13 protein-coding genes and 1 tRNA gene are annotated in these 18,487 nt (G+C 70.9%); 4 read left to right on the top strand and 10 right to left on the bottom strand.

Features of this window, described 5'->3' with window-relative positions; all coding sequences use genetic code 11:
• The first annotated feature begins 43 nt into the window (after positions 1–43).
• Together A8713_RS07515 and pyk are read left to right on the top strand one after the other, a co-directional pair.
• Positions 44–763 carry an SIMPL domain-containing protein gene (locus A8713_RS07515; protein WP_064532415.1) on the top strand — a complete coding sequence of 240 codons (720 nt, stop codon included), beginning with the start codon at positions 44–46 and terminating at the stop codon, positions 761–763.
• Between the two features lie 206 nt (positions 764–969).
• Positions 970–2,406, top strand: coding sequence for a pyruvate kinase (gene pyk, locus A8713_RS07510; RefSeq protein WP_064532414.1), 1,437 nt, complete (start codon positions 970–972; stop codon positions 2,404–2,406).
• 7 nt (positions 2,407–2,413) lie between these two features.
• On the opposite strand, the gene A8713_RS07505 is transcribed toward pyk, so the two are convergent.
• On the bottom strand, positions 2,414–3,154 hold the full coding sequence (locus tag A8713_RS07505; RefSeq protein ID WP_064532412.1) for a helix-turn-helix domain-containing protein: 741 nt from the start codon (positions 3,152–3,154) through the stop codon (positions 2,414–2,416).
• Positions 3,155–3,260: 106 nt separating this feature from the next.
• Positions 3,261–3,333 (bottom strand) — tRNA-Leu (locus tag A8713_RS07500).
• Positions 3,334–3,440: 107 nt separating this feature from the next.
• Between A8713_RS07500 and A8713_RS07495 the strand changes: the two genes are divergently transcribed.
• Entirely contained in the window at positions 3,441–4,124 is a 684-nt protein-coding gene (locus tag A8713_RS07495; RefSeq protein ID WP_064532409.1) for an ANTAR domain-containing response regulator, read from the top strand.
• A gap of 89 nt (positions 4,125–4,213) precedes the next feature.
• Here A8713_RS07495 and A8713_RS07490 read toward each other — a convergent pair whose 3' ends face one another.
• The 7 genes from A8713_RS07490 to A8713_RS07460 form a co-directional block, all read right to left on the bottom strand.
• The gene (locus tag A8713_RS07490; protein WP_064532407.1) at positions 4,214–4,930 is read right to left on the bottom strand and encodes an ABC transporter ATP-binding protein; all 717 of its coding nucleotides are present in this window, start codon (positions 4,928–4,930) and stop codon (positions 4,214–4,216) included.
• On the bottom strand, positions 4,927–5,805 hold the full coding sequence (locus tag A8713_RS07485) for an ABC transporter ATP-binding protein (RefSeq protein WP_064532405.1): 879 nt from the start codon (positions 5,803–5,805) through the stop codon (positions 4,927–4,929). Before A8713_RS07485 ends, A8713_RS07490 begins: the two co-directional genes overlap by 4 nt.
• A 5-nt stretch (positions 5,806–5,810) precedes the next feature.
• Positions 5,811–7,583, bottom strand: coding sequence for a branched-chain amino acid ABC transporter permease (locus A8713_RS07480; protein ID WP_064537304.1), 1,773 nt, complete (start codon positions 7,581–7,583; stop codon positions 5,811–5,813).
• Between the two features lie 5 nt (positions 7,584–7,588).
• The gene (locus A8713_RS07475; protein WP_064532403.1) at positions 7,589–8,521 is read right to left on the bottom strand and encodes a branched-chain amino acid ABC transporter permease; all 933 of its coding nucleotides are present in this window, start codon (positions 8,519–8,521) and stop codon (positions 7,589–7,591) included.
• Between the two features lie 109 nt (positions 8,522–8,630).
• On the bottom strand, positions 8,631–9,860 hold the full coding sequence (locus A8713_RS07470) for a branched-chain amino acid ABC transporter substrate-binding protein (protein ID WP_018567558.1): 1,230 nt from the start codon (positions 9,858–9,860) through the stop codon (positions 8,631–8,633).
• A gap of 594 nt (positions 9,861–10,454) precedes the next feature.
• Positions 10,455–10,949 carry a PaaI family thioesterase gene (locus A8713_RS07465; RefSeq protein WP_064532401.1) on the bottom strand — a complete coding sequence of 165 codons (495 nt, stop codon included), beginning with the start codon at positions 10,947–10,949 and terminating at the stop codon, positions 10,455–10,457.
• Between the two features lie 73 nt (positions 10,950–11,022).
• Positions 11,023–13,302 carry an FdhF/YdeP family oxidoreductase gene (locus A8713_RS07460; RefSeq protein WP_064532398.1) on the bottom strand — a complete coding sequence of 760 codons (2,280 nt, stop codon included), beginning with the start codon at positions 13,300–13,302 and terminating at the stop codon, positions 11,023–11,025.
• Between the two features lie 275 nt (positions 13,303–13,577).
• Between A8713_RS07460 and polA the strand changes: the two genes are divergently transcribed.
• Positions 13,578–16,304 (top strand): DNA polymerase I, encoded by a 2,727-nt coding sequence (polA, locus tag A8713_RS07455; RefSeq protein ID WP_064532397.1) that lies wholly within the window; start codon positions 13,578–13,580, stop codon positions 16,302–16,304.
• 1,024 nt (positions 16,305–17,328) lie between these two features.
• Here the strand turns inward: polA and A8713_RS07445 are convergent.
• Positions 17,329–18,285 carry a DUF4184 family protein gene (locus A8713_RS07445; protein WP_064532393.1) on the bottom strand — a complete coding sequence of 319 codons (957 nt, stop codon included), beginning with the start codon at positions 18,283–18,285 and terminating at the stop codon, positions 17,329–17,331.
• Positions 18,286–18,487 lie beyond the last annotated feature (202 nt).

The raw sequence follows: 18,487 nt of genomic DNA, 5'->3' as shown, positions 1-18,487 counted from the left end.
GCCCCGTGCCCCCGCCCCGGCACCCGGTGGCACAGTGGGAGGCATGACCTTCGCCGCCCCCGAGGAACCCGGCCCCGCCGTCCCGTACGGCACCCCCGACGCCCCGCGCATCGCCGTCCGCGGCGAGGCCCACCTCGAAGTCGACCCCGAGATCGCCCGCGTCGGCGTCAACGTCAGCGCCCGCGGCAGGGACCGCCGCTCCGCCCTCGACGACCTCACCCGCCGCAACACCGCCGTCCTCGACCTCGTCCGGTCCTACGGCCCCGCCGTCGAACGGCTGGAGACCGGCGCCTTCTCCATCGCCCCCGAACCCGCCCGCCACGGCCGCGGCGAACGCGTCCGCACCTACCACGGCGCCGTCCACCTCACCGCCGAACTCACCGACTTCACCGCCCTCGGTGAACTCACCACCCGACTGGCCGACTTGGACCTCACCCGAGTGGACGGCCCCTGGTGGGAACTGCGCCCCGGATCGCCCGCCCACCGCGAGGCCCGCCGACAGGCCGTACGCGCCGCCGTCCAGCGCGCCAAGGAGTACGCCGAGGCCCTCGGCACCACCCTCGCGGCCCTCGTCGAGATCGCCGACATCGACGCCGAGGGCAGCGCCTCCTTCCCGCCGTACGCCGGACGCGCCCGCGCCGCGGCCTTCGGCGCCCCAGGCGGCGCCCCCGAGGAGGCGGCCCCGCTCGACCTGGAACCCCAGCGTCAGCACGTCCACGCGCAACTCAACGCGCGATTCACCATGAAACCGCCCAAACTGTAAACACGTCAGAACAACGGACCGAGAGCGAGCCCCCACACCGCCCCCACACCCCGACCGACACCGCACACCCGCCGGAAACCCGCCGAACGCTCAGAGGAGCACCACCCCGCACACTTCAACACTTGTCAATAACACTTCATCCAAAGGTCGTTGAACAGTCACGTCGCACCAAATCCCTACCGACAGGTAAGGCCTAGGCTCACACCATGCGCCGAGCGAAGATCGTCTGTACCCTGGGGCCCGCCACCGACACGTACGACCGGATCAAAGCCCTGGTCGACGCCGGAATGGACGTCGCCCGCTTCAACCTCAGCCACGGCGAGCACGCCGAACACGACGAGCGCTACCAGCACGTACGCAAGGCCGCCGACGAGACCGGCCGCAGCGTCGGCCTCCTCGCCGACCTTCAAGGCCCGAAGATCCGCCTCGGCCGCTTCCGCGAAGGACCCGTACTCCTCGAACGCGGCGACACCTTCACCATCACCGTCGAAGAAGGCGTCGAGGGCGACCGCCACCGGTGCGGCACCACCCACGCCGGCCTCGCCGACGACGTCACCCCCGGCGAGCGCATCCTCGTCGACGACGGCAAGGTCTGCCTGGAGGTCACCGCCGTGGACGGACCCCGCGTCCGCACCCGCGTCACCGAGGGCGGCATGGTCTCCGACCACAAGGGCCTCAACCTCCCCGGCGTCGCCGTCTCCGTCCCCGCCCTGTCCAAGAAGGACGAGGACGACCTGCGCTGGGCGCTGCGCACCGGCTTCGACGTCATCGCGCTCTCGTTCGTGCGCAGCGGACGCGACATCCTCGACGTCCACCGCATCATGGACGAGGAGGGCCGCCGCCTGCCCGTCATCGCCAAGATCGAGAAACCGCAGGCGGTCGAGGCCGTCGACGAGATCGTCGCCGCCTTCGACGGCATCATGGTCGCCCGCGGCGACCTCGGCGTCGAGATGCCCCTCGAACAGGTGCCCATCGTCCAGAAGCGCGCCGTGAAACTGGCCCGGCGCAACGCCAAACCGGTGATCGTCGCCACCCAGATGCTGGACTCCATGATCGACAACTCCCGCCCCACCCGCGCGGAGGCCAGCGACGTCGCCAACGCCGTCATCGACGGCACCGACGCGGTAATGCTCTCCGGCGAGACCAGCGTCGGCAAGCACCCCGTCACCGCCGTCCGCACCATGGCGAAGATCGTCGCCGCCGCCGAGGAGGTCATCCTCGCCCGCGGCCTGCCCCCGCTGACCGAGCACAGCAAGCCCCGCACCCAGGGCGGCGCCGTCGCCCGCGCCGCCGCGGAGATCGGCGACTTCCTCGGCGCGCGGTTCCTCGTCGCCTTCACCCAGTCGGGCGACACCGCCCGCCGCCTCTCCCGCTACCGCTCACCCATCCCCGTCCTGGCCTTCACCCCCGAGCCCGCCACCCGCTCCCAGCTCAGCGCGACCTGGGGCGTCGAGACCTTCCTCGGCCCGCACGTCGACTCCACCGACGCCATGGTCGCCCAGGTCGACGAACTCCTCCTGCGCCACGGCCGCTGCGAGAAGGGCGACGTCGTCGTCATCACCGCCGGCTCCCCGCCCGGCGTCCCCGGCTCCACCAACCTGGTCCGCGTCCACCACATCGGCGAGGACGACCGCCCGCGGTAGGGGACCGTCAGTACTTGGGCCCGATGTGCGCGTCCATGAGGGCCACGGAGGCTTTGCGGGCGACGGAGATGTTGCAGCCGTGGGCTTTCCACTCGACGCCCAGCCGGTCGAGGGTGTCGGTGCAGAGCCGGGTGATATCCGCTGACAGGTTGGTGAAGAAGTACCGCGGGTACTCGTAGCGCTTGCGCTCACCGCCGACGAGACGAGTCGTCCAGTTGGTGATCCGGCAGCCGTCCGAGTGGATGAGCCCCCGGACGAACTCCCAGGGGTACGCGTCGACGATCTCCTGCTGCCAGGGGGCGAGCGCGATGCGGCGCTCGTGTTTCCTGCCGGTGCCGTGCTGGGGGAAGAGACGGGGCCAGTGCCGGGAGTAGCTGGTGATCATGGTGCATCCCTGCTTCTGCTCGTCGTACACGCCGACGCCGGGCCGTACCGCCGTGATGGCCTGTCGGCACTCACGGAGGAGTCCGGGCCAGGCGTCGGCACATGCGATCCGCAGGTAGTGGCCGCCGCGCGGATGCGGGCTGAGACACCCGTCGCCCAGATACAGGCCCAGCAGATAGGCGTACGCCGCCTCGTCAGCGGGCGGCCCCGGGTCGGTGGGCGCCATGCGGGGCAGGGGTTCGAGGCGGACGCGCCAGGAGCGGATCGCGGCGCGGGAGACGCCGGTCTGCTTGCTGACGGAGTTCAGGCTGCGCCCTTGCGCGAGCAGGGCGAGGGCGTGCTTGCGGGTGCCGAGATCGTACATGTGACCACCGTCGCGGAGCGGCTGCGGTGGCACGCGGCAAAAAGCGGATGTTCACGAGAACGTGGACATCCGCTTGCGAAGCGTGACCTTGGGAACCATGGAAAAGTACCCCGGGTCGGATTCGAACCGACGCTGGATGGTGTTTGAGACCATTGCCTCTACCGCTGGGCTACCGGGGCGCCCTTCGAAATGAAGATCGACGGTCACCCGCCGTGCCCCCACCTTACCGCAGCTAGGTACGCTCTTGGGAGCAGTATCTGCCTCCCCCGGAACAAGGAGCGCCCCCGTGACCGGCCCCGAGTCGCCCCAGTCCGTCGACGCCGCCGGCGACGACAAGTCGCATGTCCCGCCGCTGACGACCCGTGTGGTCATCGCCGAGGACGAGGCGCTGATCCGTCTCGATCTCAAGGAGATGCTGGAGGAGGAGGGCTACAGCGTCGTCGGTGAGGCCGGGGACGGTGAGCGGGCGGTGGAGCTGGCCCGGGAGCACCGGCCGGATCTGGTGATCCTGGATGTGAAGATGCCCAAGCTGGACGGCATCTCGGCGGCGGAGAAGATCGCCGAGGAGAGCATCGCCCCGGTGCTGATGCTGACGGCGTTCTCGCAGCGGGATCTGGTGGAGCGGGCGCGGGACGCCGGTGCGATGGCGTATCTGGTGAAGCCGTTCAGCAAGAGTGACGTGGTGCCGGCGATCGAGATGGCGGTGTCGCGGTTCACGGAGCTGCGGGAGCTGGAGAAGGAGGTCGCGGACCTCTCCCAGCGGCTGGAGACCCGGAAGCTGGTGGACCGGGCGAAGTCGGTGCTGCAGACGGAGTACGGGCTGACGGAGCCGGCCGCGTTCCGCTGGATCCAGAAGACGTCGATGGACCGCCGGATGTCGATGCAGCAGGTGGCGGAGGCGGTCATCCAGGACAGCGAGGAGAAGAAGGCGGCCAAGGGCGGGAAGCCGGTGCGGTCCGAGGAGGACTGAGCGGCGGCCGCCCCCGGCGCGCACGGCGAGGCCCGCATCCCCTGACCGGGGTGCGGGCCTCGCCGTGTGTGGGGTGCTGTCCGGTGGGCTCAGTCCTCGCCGAGGTAGGCCTTGCGGACGGATTCGTCGTGCAGGAGGTCGCGTCCGGTGCCGGAGAGGACGATGGTGCCGACCTCCATGACGTGTCCCTGGTCGGCGAGGGAGAGCGCGGCCTGGGCGTTCTGTTCGACGAGCAGGATGGTGGTGCCCTGGGACTTCAGCTCGACGATCGTGGACATGATCTTCTGCATCATGATGGGCGACAGGCCCATGGACGGTTCGTCGAGCATGAGGAGCTTGGGCTGGGACATGAGGGCGCGGCCCATGGCGAGCATCTGCTGTTCGCCGCCGGAGAGGGTGCCGGCGGCCTGCTTGCGGCGTTCGCCGAGGATGGGGAAGAGGTCGTAGGCGCGCTGGATGTCCTTCTCGATGCCTTCCTTGTCCTTGCGGAGGAAGGCGCCGAGCTGGAGGTTCTCGGCGATGCTGAGGCGGGGGAAGATGTGCCGGCCCTCGGGGGAGTGGGCGAGTCCGAGGGCGACGATCTTGTGGGCGGGGACGCCGGTGAGCGGCTTGCCGTCGAAGACGATCTTTCCGCCGCTGGGCTTGAGCAGGCCGGAGAGGGTGCGCAGGGTGGTGGTCTTGCCGGCGCCGTTGGTGCCGATGAGGGTGACGACCTCGCCCGCCTCGACGCTGAAGGAGATGCCTTTGACGGCCTCGATCTTGCCGTAGGCGACCCTGAGGTCCTCGACCTCCAGGAGTGCGGTCACTGGGCTTCTCCCTTGGTGCTGTGCTCCGTCTCGGCCTCGGCGGCTCCCGCCTCGGCCGCCTCGACCTCGGCCGCCTCGACCTCGGCGGCCTCGGCGTCGCCGGGGGCGCCTTCGAAGGGTTCGCCGAGGTAGGCGGCGACGACGCGTTCGTCGGCCTGGACGACGTCGGAGGTGCCCTCGATGAGTTTCTCGCCCTGGACGAGGACGGCGACGCGGTCGCAGAGGTTGAAGATGAACCGCATGTCGTGCTCGATGACGAGGACGGCGATGCCCTGCTCACGGATGGCGAAGACGAGTTCTTCGGTGGCGCGGGTTTCCTGGGGGTTCATGCCGGCCGTGGGCTCGTCGAGGAGCAGCAGGCCGGGTTCGCTGGCGAGTGCGCGGGCGATCTCCAGTTTGCGCTGTTCGCCGTAGGGGAGATTGCGGGCGAGATGGTCGCGTTTGTGGGCGAGGCCGATGAACTGGAGCAGTTCCATGGCCCGTTCTTCGCTCGCTTTTTCCGCTTTCTTGAATCCGGGGCCGCGCAGGAGTGCGGACCAGAGTCCTTCTTTGGTGCGGGTGTGCCGTCCGATCAGCACGTTTTCCAGGACGGTCATGTTGGCGAAGAGCCGGATGTTCTGGAATGTGCGGGCGATTCCGGCCTGGGTGACCAGGTGGGGTTTGGGGGGGAGGACGGTGCCTTTGTAGGAGACGGTTCCTTCGGTGGGGACGTAGAGGCCGGTGAGGCAGTTGAAGAAGGTGGTCTTGCCGGCGCCGTTGGGTCCGATGAGTCCGACGATCTCGCCGCTGTTGACGGTGAAGTCGACGGAGCGTACGGCGGTGAGGCCGCCGAAGCGCATGGTGACGTCACGGGCTTCGAGTACTGGTGTCGTCATCGTCCTCACGCCCCTGCCTTGGTGACGGCCGGGTCCTCGGGGAGCGTCTTCTGCTCGGGTACGTCGAGTTGTCCGGTCTCGTGGAACTCCAGCTGGCGGCGGCGGTTGGCGATGATGCCCTCCGGCCGGAACCGCATGAGGAGGACGAGGGCGAGGCCGAAGGCGAGGAGTTCGTAGTTCTTGAGGAACTGGAGCTTCTCGGGGATGAGGTAGAGCATGCTGGCGCCGAGGAGGGGTCCGCTGACGGTGCCCATGCCGCCGAGGACGACGGCGGCCAGCAGGAACGCGGAGTTGGGCGGGGCGGCGCCGGCGAACTGGTAGGGCGTGGGGACGACGGAGTAGCTGACGTGGGCGCTGACGGTGCCGGCGAGTCCGGCGAGCGCGGCGCCGAGGGCGAAGGCGATGAGCTTGACGCGGAAGCCGTTGATGCCCATGGCGGTGGCGGCGGTCTCGTCCTCGCGGATGGCGACCCAGGAGCGGCCGATGCGGGAGTCGGCGGCGCGGGTGAAGACCAGCACGACGATGGCCGTGAAGATCAGCATCAGCAGGAAGTAGTTGGCGAAGCGGCCCAGGGTGAAGGAGCCGATGTCGTGCGGGTCGCCGAAGTTGAACCCGAACATCTCCAGGTCGGGGATGTTGGCGATGCCGTTGGGGCCGTTGGTGATGTCGGGTCCGGAGGAGCCGTCGAGGTTGTTGACGGCGATGCGGAAGATCTCTCCGAAGCCGAGGGTGACGATGGCGAGGTAGTCGCCGCGCAGCCGCAGGGTGGGGGCGCCGATGAGGACGCCGAAGACGAGGGAGGCGCCCATGCCGACGAGGACGGCTCCCCAGAAGGGGAGTTGGGTGCCGGAGAAGCGGGAGTACTCGGAGCCGGAGACGAGGGCCGCGGCGTAGGCGCCGACGCCGAGGAAGGCGACGTAGCCGAGGTCGAGCAGGCCGGTGAGTCCGACAACGATGTTCAGGCCGAGCGCGACGGTGGCGAAGATGAGGATGTTGACGCCGATGTTGGCGTTGTGGTCCTCGGTCTGGGTGAAGGGGAAGACGGCCGCGGCGAGGAAGGCCATGGAGGTGGCGAATCCCTTGTGGCGGGCGTTGAGCGCGGAGAAGCGGTCGGTGAGTCCGGCGCTGAAGAGGGCCCAGGCGGAGAAGACGACGAGGAGTCCGAAGCCGCTGAAGGTCTCGCCGTACTCGTCGTCGGGGGTGCTGATGCCGTAGGTGAAGACGACGAGTCCGAGGGCGAGCGCGAGGGTGATGGCGACGCGTTCGGCCCAGGCGGGCAGCGGGGCGGGGCGCGGGATGTCGTCGGCCTTGGCGAAGTACGACTTCCAGGTGTCGCCGGGGCGCGGCAGGGCGAGGGCGCCGATGACGGGCAGCAGCGAGGCGATTGCGGCGACGTAGCCGCCGGGTTCGAGGTTGGCGAGGCCGCCGAGTTCGATGGCGATCGCGAGGATCGTGTACCAGGTGACGGCGAAGGCGGCCAGGGCGGTGAGGAAGACGGGGGCGGTGGTGCGGGCGGGGTTGAGCCAGCGCAGTCCGCGGACGTCCCAGAGGGTGAGGGCGTACAGGAGGGTGAGGATGCCGCCGGTGAGGGTGAGGAGCTGGAGTCCTGCCGGGTAGGCGGTGACGGTGAGGTCGCCGGGGAATTCGGCGGTCCAGGTCCAGGCGAGCATGGTGCTGGCGATGGTGGCGACGGCGCCGACGGTGGTGAGCAGCCGGGCGGCGCCGTGCGGCAGCGGGATGAGCGGGGTGCCCCCGTCGGGGCGGGTGGTGTCGGTCATGGTGCTCACGCCCTGTCCGCGACGCGTTCGCCGAGCAGGCCCTGTGGCCTGAAGAGGAGGACGAGGATGAGGAGGACGAAGGCCCACACGGAGGCCCAGCCCTGGCCGCCGAACTGGTCCATGCCGGGGATGTCGGCGATGTAGGCGGTGGCGAGTCCCTCGGCGAGGCCGAGGACGATGCCGCCGAGCATGGCGCCGTAGATGTTGCCGATGCCGCCGAGGACGGCGGCGGTGAAGGCCTTGAGTCCGGCGACGAAGCCCATGTCGTAGTTGACGCTGCCGACGCGGAAGCCCCAGGCGATGCCGGCGACGGCGGCGAAGAAGCCGCCGATGGCGAAGGCGATGACGATGATGCGGTTGGTGTCGATGCCCATGAGCTGGGCGGTGTCCGGGTCCTGGGCGGTGGCCTGCATGGCGCGGCCGGTGCGGGAGGTGCGGACGAAGAAGGCGAGGGCGCCCATGCAGACGGGGGCGGCTATGAGGACGAAGAGTTCACCGGACTGGATCTTGAGGCTGTCGGTGATGTTGAACGGGCCGCCGGGCAGCTGGGGGAACTTGCGGGCGTTGTCGGCGTGCGGGTACCAGTTGAAGACGGCCTGCTGGAGGGCGAGGGAGAGGCCGATGGCGGTGATGAGGGGGGCGAGGCGTGGGGCGCCTCTGAGCGGCCGGTAGGCGAATCGTTCCGCTCCCACCGCGATGAGCACGGCCACCAGGCCGCCGCCGATCAGCATGAGGGGGAGGGCGATCCACATGGATGTGCCGTCGGGCAGGACGAGATAGACGGAGAGGGCGCCGAAGCCGCCGGTCATGAAGATCTCGCCGTGGGCGAAGTTGATGAGCTGGACGATGCCGTACACCATCGTGTAGCCGATGGCGATCAGCCCGTACATCGAGCCGAGAATCAGCCCGTTGGCCAGCTGTTGCGGCAGAGTGTGCACCGCAAGGCCTCCATGTGGGTGCGGAGAGTGACGGGGGAGAGAGGTCGGGCCGCGCGGTGACGGGTCGTCGTGGCCGCGCGGCCCTGGTGTCGTCCGTGCTGAGGCTGGGTCAGCTTGCGTTGTACGTACCGGTCTTGACGGACTTCCACGCACCGTTGGTGACTTGGTACAGGGTGAGCTGCTTGTTCTTGGTGTCGCCGTACTGGTCGAAGCCGACCGGTCCTGCGATGCCCTCGAAGTCGATCTTCTGGAGCTGGTCGACGACCTGCTGGCGGGCGTCGGAGGGGACCTTGCCGTCCTTCACGACGTTGCCGACGGCCTTGATGATGGCGGTGGCGGCGTCGTAGGAGTAGCCGCCGTAGGTGCCGTAGTCGCCCTTGTAGCCACCGGACTTGTACTTGTCGATGAACTCCTTGGCGGCGGGCAGGGTGTCGACGGGGACGCCGACGGAGGTGACGAAGTCGCCCTCGGCCGCCTTGCCGGCGGTCTGGATGTAGGTCGGGGTGAACATGCCGTCGCCGCCCATCAGCGGGATCTTGGCGCCGGCGTCCTTGAGCTGCTTGGTCAGGACCTGCGACTCGTCGTACTGGCCGCCGTAGTAGAGGAGTTCGGCGCCCGAGTTCTTGATCTTGGTGACGAGGGTGGAGAAGTCCTTGTCACCGACGTTGATGTGGTCGGTGCCGGCGACGGTGCCGCCCTGCTCCTTGAACTTCTTGCCGAAGATGCCGGCCAGACCCGCTCCGTAGGTCTGCTTGTCGTCGACGACGAAGACCTTCTTCTTCTTGAGGGTCTTGAAGACGTAGTCGGCCGCGAAGCCGCCCTGCACCTCGTCGGTGATGGCGGTGCGGAAATACGTCTTGAAGGGGCGGACCTTGTTGCCGGAGACCCAGTCCTTGCCCTGCGTCAGCTCGGGCGCGGTGTTGGACGGGGAGATCTCGGCCAGGTTGGCGGAGGCGAAGACCTTCTGCATGGTCTGCGCGACACCGGAGTTGAGCGGGCCGACGACGCCGAGGACGTCCTTGTTGGCGACCAGCTGGGAGGCGTTCTGCTGGCCGGTCGGCGGCAGGGCCTTGTCGTCGAGGGCGACGACCTTGAAGGTGACGCCGGGGACGAGCTTCTTCTCGTTGGCGTCCTTGACCGCGATCTCGACGCCGGACTGGATGCCGAGGCCGGTGGCGGAGTTCTGTCCCGTCAGCGGGGCGTCGACACCGATGACGACCGTGGTGCCGCCCTTGTCGTCGCCGCCCTTGTCGTCGCCTCCGCGGGAGCCGCACGCGGTGAGGGCCAGAGCTCCGGTCGTGAGGACGGAGGTGAGTATCACCAGGGAACGCTGTCGCACAATCAGTCCTTTCCGCAGGCTTGTCCGCCCGGTGTGGGGGTGGCACAGGCCGCGCTGGTACCGAACTCCCGGTGGAGCGGTGACTGGCCGTGACTCTAAGCCTGGGTTGTGGCCATGGGCATGGTGGTGGACTGGCTTGTGACTTTCTTGTTATGCCGTTCCGGTTCAGGGGCTTCTCGGAAGGTCACTCTCGGCCGGTTTGGTGGAATTCCGCTCCGGTCCGCATTCTGAGAATGCGCACTTCCGGTTGGCCGTCGGCGGGGCGGCGGCGGAGCGGGCCGCGAGCGCGCCGCGAGGCCCCGGAAAGATCACGCCGGGGGGTGTCCGAGAAGAGGAATCAGAGCCTTCGTATTGCTTCCGTGTTACGCAGTGTTACGCGAAAAAATGGAAGATCGCATTCAGCGACGGCCGGGAAGGCATGAATACGGATATCTGGAGTGGCGATACGCCGGGATGTCCCGCCCTGCGCGGTAAACGGCGCGTTGGGGCTGATGGGACCGGTGGTGTTCGTGATGCACGCGGTGCGTCATGGTGTCCGGGAACGCCGAAGGGGGCGGCCCGGCACGCGACCGGACCACCCCCTGCCCGCGCGGGTCAGTCCGTGGCTGCGGTCCGCGCGCCGTCCGCGTCCGCCGGCCGCGCCTCGCGCAGCAGACAGGTGAGCCGCGCGCTGCACACCCGCCGCCCCTGCTCGTCACTGATCACGATCTCGTACGTGGCCGTCGAGCGGCCCCGGTGCAGCGGCGTGGCCACACCGGTGACCGCGCCCGAACGCGCCCCGCGGTGATGCGTGCAGTTCAGGTCGACACCGACGGCGATCCTGGAACTGCCGCCGTGCAGCATGGCGCCCACCGAGCCCAGGGTCTCGGCGAGGACGGCGGAGGCGCCGCCGTGCAGCAGCCCGTACGGCTGGGTGTTGCCCTCCACCGGCATGGTGCCGACGACACGCTCGGCGGACGCCTCGGTGATCCGCACGCCCATACGGGTCCCGAGGTCGCCGGCGGAGAACAGGGCGGGCAGGTCGATGCCGAGGGCGGCGTACTCGTCGATGACCTCCTGAGGGAACTTCACGTGCTGCTGCTCGCCCATGGGCCCGGCTCCGTTCGTCGTCGGTCGGCACTGCGCCTCGTCGTCGGTCGGCACTGCGCCGCTGAGCGGACGCTCAGTCGGTCGCCGATTGTTCCAGACGCACCACGACGGACTTGCTGGCCGGGGTGTTGCTGGTGTCCGCGGTGGCATCCAGGGGCACCAGGACGTTCGTCTCCGGGTAGTACGAGGCCGCGCAGCCGCGCGCGGTCGGGTAGTGCACCACCCGGAAGCCGCTCGCCCGCCGTTCCACACCGTCCTTCCACTCGCCGACCAGATCGACGTACGAGCCGTCGGCCACCCCGAGCCGCCGCGCGTCCTCGGGGTGGACGAGCACCACCCGCCGGCCGTTCCGGATGCCCCGGTAGCGGTCGTCCAGGCCGTAGATCGTGGTGTTGTACTGGTCGTGCGAGCGCAGCGTCTGGAGCAGCAGCCGCCCCTCGGGCAGCTCGGGGAACTCCACCGGGGCTGCCGTGAAGTTGGCCTTGCCGGTCGCGGTCGGGAAGCGGCGCTCGTCGCGCGGGGCGTGCGGCAGCGCGAAGCCGCCGGGGCGGGCCACGCGCGCGTTGAAGTCCTCGAAGCCGGGGACCACCCGTGCGATCCGGTCGCGGATCGCGCCGTAGTCCCGCTCGAACTCCTCCCACGGCACCACGCTGTCCTCGCCCAGCACCCGGCGGGCCAGCCGGGACACGATGGTCGGCTCCGACAGCAGCAGCGGGCTCGCGGGCGCCAGCCGGCCCCGGGAGGCGTGCACCATGCCCATCGAGTCCTCGACCGTGACGAACTGCTCGCCACCGCCCTGCACATCGCGCTCGGTGCGGCCGAGCGTGGGCAGGATCAGGGCGCGCGCGCCCGTGACGACGTGCGAGCGGTTGAGCTTGGTCGACACGTGCACGGTCAGCCTGGCCCGGCGCATGGCCGCCTCGGTGACCTCGGTGTCGGGCGAGGCGGAGACGAAGTTGCCGCCCATGGCGAAGAACACCTTCGCCTCGCCGTCGCGCAGGGCGCGGATCGCCCGGACGACGTCGTAGCCGTGCTCGCGCGGCGGGGCGAAGCCGAACTCCTTCTCCAGGGCGTCGAGGAAGGCCGGGGCGGGACGCTCGAAGATGCCCATCGTGCGGTCGCCCTGCACATTGGAGTGGCCGCGCACCGGGCACACGCCCGCGCCCGTGCGCCCGATGTTGCCGCGCAGCAGCAGGAAGTTGACCACCTCGCGGATGGTCGGCACCGAGTGCTTGTGCTGGGTCAGGCCCATCGCCCAGCACACGATGACGCGCCGGGAGGCGAGCACCATGTCCAGGGCGCGCTCGATCTCCGCGCGGGTGAGGCCGGTCGCGGCGAGCGTCCGGTCCCAGTCGGCGGCGCGGGCGGCGGCCGCGAACTCCTCGTAGCCGTGTGTGTGCTCGCGGACGAACAGCTCGTCCACGGCGCCCGGGGTCTGAAGGATCAGCCGGTTGAGGAGGCGGAAGAGGGCCTGGTCGCCGCCGATGCGGATCTGGAGGAACAGATCGGTGAGCGCGGCACCGGTGGCCAGGCCCTTCGGCGTCTGCGGGTTCTTGAAGCGCTCCAGGCCGGCCTCGGGCAGCGGATTGACGCTGATGATCTTCGCGCCGTTCGCCTTGGCCTTCTCCAGCACGGAGAGCATCCGCGGATGGTTCGTCCCCGGGTTCTGGCCGGCCACGATGATCAGATCGGCCTGGTGGAGGTCCTCCAGCAGGACGCTGCCCTTGCCGACGCCGATCGTCTCCGACAGGGCCGAACCGGACGACTCGTGGCACATGTTCGAGCAGTCGGGGAGATTGTTGGTGCCCAGCTCCCGCGCGAACAGCTGGTAGAGGAACGCGGCCTCGTTGCTGGTGCGGCCGGAGGTGTAGAAGACGGCCTCGTCGGGGGAGGAGAGCGCGGCGATCTCCTCGGCGACGATGCCGAAGGCGCGCTCCCAGGTGACCGGCTCGTAGTGGTCGGCGCCCTCCGGCAGGTACATGGGGTGGGTCAGCCGCCCCTGCTGCCCCAGCCAGTAGCCGCTGCGGCCGGCCAGGTCCGGCACGGGGTGCGCGGCGAAGAACTCCGGGGTGACCCGGCGCAGGGTCGCCTCCTCGGCGACTGCCTTCGCGCCGTTCTCGCAGAACTCCGCCGTGTGCCGGTGCTCCGGCTCGGGCCAGGCGCAGCCCGGACAGTCGAAGCCGTCCTTCTGGTTGACCCGCAGCAGGGTCAGCGCGGTGCGCTTGACCCCCATCTGCTGCCGGGCCATGCGCAGCGAGTGCCGGACGGCGGGCAGTCCCGCCGCCGCGTGCTCGGGCCCGTCCACCTGCGGCGCGTCCTGGACCGGATCACCCTTGGGCGGCTTGGTGGCCATCGGACGCTCTCCTTCGACTGGCGACTGCGTGGGTGCTGCCTGTGCTGCCTGTGCTGCCTTGCCCGGCCGGTACCGCGAGATGCGTATCCCGGGCCCCGCACCGGACCGTCTCCGATCCTCGCACGAGGCGGTGACAATGCCGCCGGCCGGGGAGGAGCGCGGACCGAGGGCCGGGGGCAGAGGCCCGGGGACGGTCCGGGGACGCCGGGGGCCTGGCGGCCGGGCACAGCGCGGGTGGCGTCCGGCTGTCAGTGGCACGTGGCAGGATCGGGGACGTGGCAGAGACAGCATCGAAGAAGACCGAGACCGACTCCGGCGGCACCCGTCCGCGGCTGATGCTCATGGACGGGCACTCGCTGGCCTACCGCGCGTTCTTCGCGCTGCCCGCGGAGAACTTCACCACCGCGACGGGCCAGCCGACGAACGCGATCTACGGCTTCGCGTCGATGCTGGCCAACACCCTGCGTGACGAGGCGCCCACGCACTTCGCGGTGGCGTTCGACGTCTCCCGCAAGACCTGGCGCTCCGAGGAGTTCACGGAGTACAAGGCGAACCGCTCCAAGACCCCCGACGAGTTCAAGGGGCAGGTGGAGCTGATCGGCGAGCTGCTCGACGCGATGCACGCCTCCCGCTTCGCCGTCGAGGGGTTCGAGGCGGACGACATCATCGCCACCCTCGCCACCCAGGCCGAGGCCGAGGGCTTCGACGTGCTGATCGTCACCGGCGACCGCGACTCCTTCCAGCTGGTCTCCGAGCACACCACCGTGCTCTACCCCACCAAGGGCGTCTCCGAGCTGACCCGGTTCACCCCGGAGAAGGTCTTCGAGAAGTACGGGTTGACGCCTGCCCAGTACCCCGACTTCGCGGCGCTGCGCGGCGACCCGTCGGACAACCTGCCGGGCATCCCGGGCGTGGGCGAGAAGACGGCCGCGAAGTGGATCAACCAGTTCGGTTCGTTCGCCGAGCTGGTCGAGCGCGTCGAGGAGGTCAAGGGCAAGGCCGGGCAGAATCTGCGCGACCACCTGGAGGCCGTCAAGCTCAACCGCCGCCTCACCGAGCTGGAGCGCGGCGTCGAGCTGCCGAAGCGCGTCGCCGAGCTGGCCAGGGCCGCGTACGACCGCAAGGCCGTCGCGATGGTCCTGGACACCCTGGAGATCCGCAACCCGTCGCTGCGCGAGCGGCTCTTCGCCGTCGACCCCGGCGCCGAGGAGGCCGAGACCACGCCGATCGCGACGGAGGGCGTGGAGCTGGACGGCGCGGTGCTGGGCACCGGCGAGCTGGCCGGCTGGCTCGCCGAGCACGGCGGCCGGACCCTCGGCGTCGCCACGGTCGACACCTGGGCGCTGGGCACCGGCTCGGTGGCCGAGGTCGCGCTGGCCGCCGACGGCGGGGCCGCCGCCTGGTTCGACCCGACGCAGCTCGACGAGGCCGACGAGCAGGCGTTCGCCGGCTGGCTGGCCGACGCCGGCCGGACCAAGGTGTTCCACAACGCCAAGGGCGCCATGCGGGTCTTCGCCGAGCACGGCTGGAGCGTCGCGGGCGTCGCCATGGACACCGCGCTCGCCGCCTATCTGGTGAAGCCGGGACGCCGCTCCTTCGACCTGGACGCGCTGTCCCTGGAGTACCTGCACCGCGAGCTGGCACCGGCCGCGGCGGCCGACGGCCAACTCGCCTTCGGCGCGGAAGACGCCGCCGAGGCCGAGGCCCTGATGATCCAGGCGCGCGCCGTCCTCGACCTCGGCACCGCCTTCGGGGACCGCCTCCAGGAGGTCGGCGCCGCGGACCTGCTGCGCGACATGGAGCTGCCCACCTCCGCGCTGCTCGCCCGCATGGAGCGGCACGGCATCGCCGCCGACCGCACCCATCTGGAGGCGATGGAGCAGACCTTCGCCGGGGCGGTGCAGCAGGCCGTGAAGGAGGCGCACGCGGCGGCCGGGCACGAGTTCAACCTCGGCTCGCCCAAGCAGCTCCAGGAGGTCCTCTTCGGCGAGCTGGCCCTGCCGAAGACCAAGAAGACCAAGACGGGCTACACCACCGACGCCGACGCCCTGGCCTGGCTGGCCGGCCAGACGGACAACGAGCTGCCGGTGATCATGCTCCGCCACCGCGAGCAGGCCAAGCTCCGGGTGACCGTCGAGGGCCTGATCAAGACCATCGCCGCCGACGGCCGCATCCACACCACCTTCAACCAGACGGTCGCCGCGACCGGCCGCCTCTCCTCGACCGACCCGAACCTCCAGAACATCCCGGTGCGCACCGACGAGGGCCGGGCCATCCGCCGCGGCTTCGTGGTCGGCGAGGGCTTCGAGTCGCTGATGACCGCCGACTACAGCCAGATCGAGCTGCGCGTCATGGCCCATCTGTCCGAGGACGCGGGCCTGATCGAGGCGTTCACCTCCGGTGAGGACCTGCACACCACCGCGGCCTCGCAGGTCTTCGCCGTCGAGCGCTCGGCGGTGGACGCGGAGATGCGCCGCAAGATCAAGGCCATGTCCTACGGCCTGGCGTACGGCCTGTCGGCCTTCGGCCTCTCCCAGCAGCTGAACATCGAGGCGGGCGAGGCCCGCGCCCTGATGGACGCCTACTTCGAGCGGTTCGGCGGCGTGCGGGACTATCTGCACCGAGTGGTGGACGAGGCCCGCGCGACCGGCTACACCGAGACCCTGTTCGGCCGCCGCCGCTACCTCCCCGACCTCAACAGCGACAACCGCCAGCGCCGCGAAATGGCCGAGCGGATGGCCCTCAACGCGCCGATCCAGGGCACGGCGGCCGACATCGTCAAGATCGCCATGCTCAACGTGGACCGGGCGCTGGCCGAGGCCGAGCTGAGGTCCCGGATGCTTCTCCAGGTCCACGACGAGATCGTGCTGGAGATCGCCCCCGGCGAGCGCGCGGCCGTGGAGGAGATCGTCCGCCGCGAGATGGCCGGCGCGGTCCGGCTCAGGGCGCCCCTGGACGTCTCGGTGGGCGTGGGACCGGACTGGGAGTCGGCGGCGCACTGACGGCCGCCGGGCGCCGCGCACGGCCCGGCCGGGACGGGTCCGGCGGACGGCTTCCTGTGCCGTCCGCCGGACCCGTCCGTGTGCACCACCGGGCCGCCGGCTCGACCGGAGGGGCCCGGACCTGCCGTGACCTGCGGCGACTGCGTGTACATCACTCACGTGGCCCCCGCGAAGACGCAGCGGCACGCCCTGCCCGACAGGATCTGGGCATGGGTATACGCATGCTCAACCACCGGCCGGCGGTATCCCAGACAGCCGTCGGCGCGGCCCCGGCCGCGTCGCCCCCGCCGGTTCCGGCCCTCGCGTCGACCGCGAGCACCGCCCGCGTCCCGACCGACCTCGCGGTCACCCTCCGTCGGGCCGCGCGGGACGCGCGCCGCCGGTTCACCCCCGGCGCGCGGCTTCCCTGGCGGCTGTGGGCCGATCTGACGCGCGGCTACGCGGCGCTCCTGCTCGCCCGGGTGCCGCGCCCGGTCCCCACCCGCACCGTGACCGTCTTCGTCGCGGCCTCCCCGGCCGCGCCCCGCCGCCCGAGCGGCCCGGCACCACGCGAGACCCGCCCGGAGCGCCCGGAGCGTCCGGAACGTCCGGAACGTCCGGAACGATCCGACCGCCCCGACCGCCGGGACCGGAAGCACCGCAGGGACCGCCCGGACCGCCCGGCTCGCACGGACCGCCCGGCTCGCACGGACCGCCCGGCTCGCACGGACCGGCCCGATCGCACGGACCGGCCCGATCGGACGGGCCACCCGTCCCCTCAGGATCACCAGGGCCGCCGCAACGGTCCGGGCCGCCGCGACCGGTAGTCCGCCCAGCGCGACCGGTGGTCCGGCCACCGCGACCGATAGCCGAACCGAACGGAACGGAACGGAACCGAACTGGTCCGGACCGGTCCGAACTGGTCCGGACCGGTCCGGGCCGGTCGTCGGTGGGCCGCGAGCGGCGGAGACCGCCGGGGACGGGACCCGGACCGGGACCGGAACCAGGGAGGGCCCGGCCGCCCGGAGGCCGAAGGCCCGCCGCCTCACCGAACCCGTAGGCCGCCGTCCCGCCGACGCCCGTCGTAGCCTCCCGCACCCGGCTCCGGCCGACCGGCGTCCCCACCCTCCTTGCTTCCGACGCCCCCGCTTCCGACGCCCCCGCTCCCGACACGCTCGCCCCCCGCGCCGCCCCTGTGCCGGTGGCGCACCCGCACCACCACCGCGTACGCCGTCACCCCCACCACCAGCCCGGCGCCCGCGCCGAAGCACACGGTGGGGATCAGATCGAACAGGCCCCCGCCCCCGCCCCTCCCGTCCGCGGCCCACGAGCGGGCGACCCGCTGCACCGTCCCGGCCGCCGCGCAGCCGCCGATCAGGGCCGGGCCCCACCACCGGTCCCGGGCCGGCAGCACCGGAACCCCGGCCCCGGCCGGCTCGACGGCCACCGCCCGCCGCAGCGCGTGGACGACGAAACCGGTGATCGCGACCGCCGCCACCACCGAGCCGCCGTACTGGAGGCAGCGGTAGCCCGGCGCGCCCCCGATCCGGTGGTCCAGCACCGGGAACACCCGTACACCCCACCGGTCGTGGTGGGTGAAGGCGTCCCAGACCACATGGGTCAGCGCGCCCGCGGCCGCGGAGAGGTACCAGCGCGCCACCGAGGAGGGCTCCACGCGCGCGCGTGGAGCACCGCACCGCAGCAGTGCCGCGGGCCGCCCCTGGACGCTCCGGGGGAGCAGCGCCACCAGGGGCTCGCGGGCCAGGAGCCACAGCCAGGCCAGGAGCCAGGCCGTCGGCACGTCCACCGTCACGACGCCGGGCAGGGAGTGGGTGAAGGTGCCGAACCCCATCGCCGGGGGCAGCGCGTTCGCCGCGTAGAAGGTCGCGTCCGGTGCGAAGGAACCCGCGACGAGCACCACCGGCACCAGCCGCCACCGGCCCGTGCCGTCCCCGCGCACGGCGGGCAGCACGGCGGCCGCGTGGCTCAGAGTGAACGGCAACGGAACCCCCCACAAGGCGTGTTGACCGGGCCGGACGACCCGGACGACCGATACGCCCAGTATGCGGGAGAGAGAACCGGACACCTCGGTTCCGCGTCCTCGTGCGGCCGAAGGTGGCCAACCGGAGCAAACCGGGCACGAACCGCTCCCGACACAAAGGAAGTTGTCGTAGGGTCACCTGGGTCGTGCATCCGGAAGGCTC

The sequence above is a fragment of the Streptomyces sp. SAT1 genome (genome assembly GCF_001654495.1).
Classification (GTDB): Bacteria; Actinomycetota; Actinomycetes; order Streptomycetales; family Streptomycetaceae; genus Streptomyces; species Streptomyces andamanensis.
This window is presented reverse-complemented; position numbering and strand designations above follow the sequence as displayed.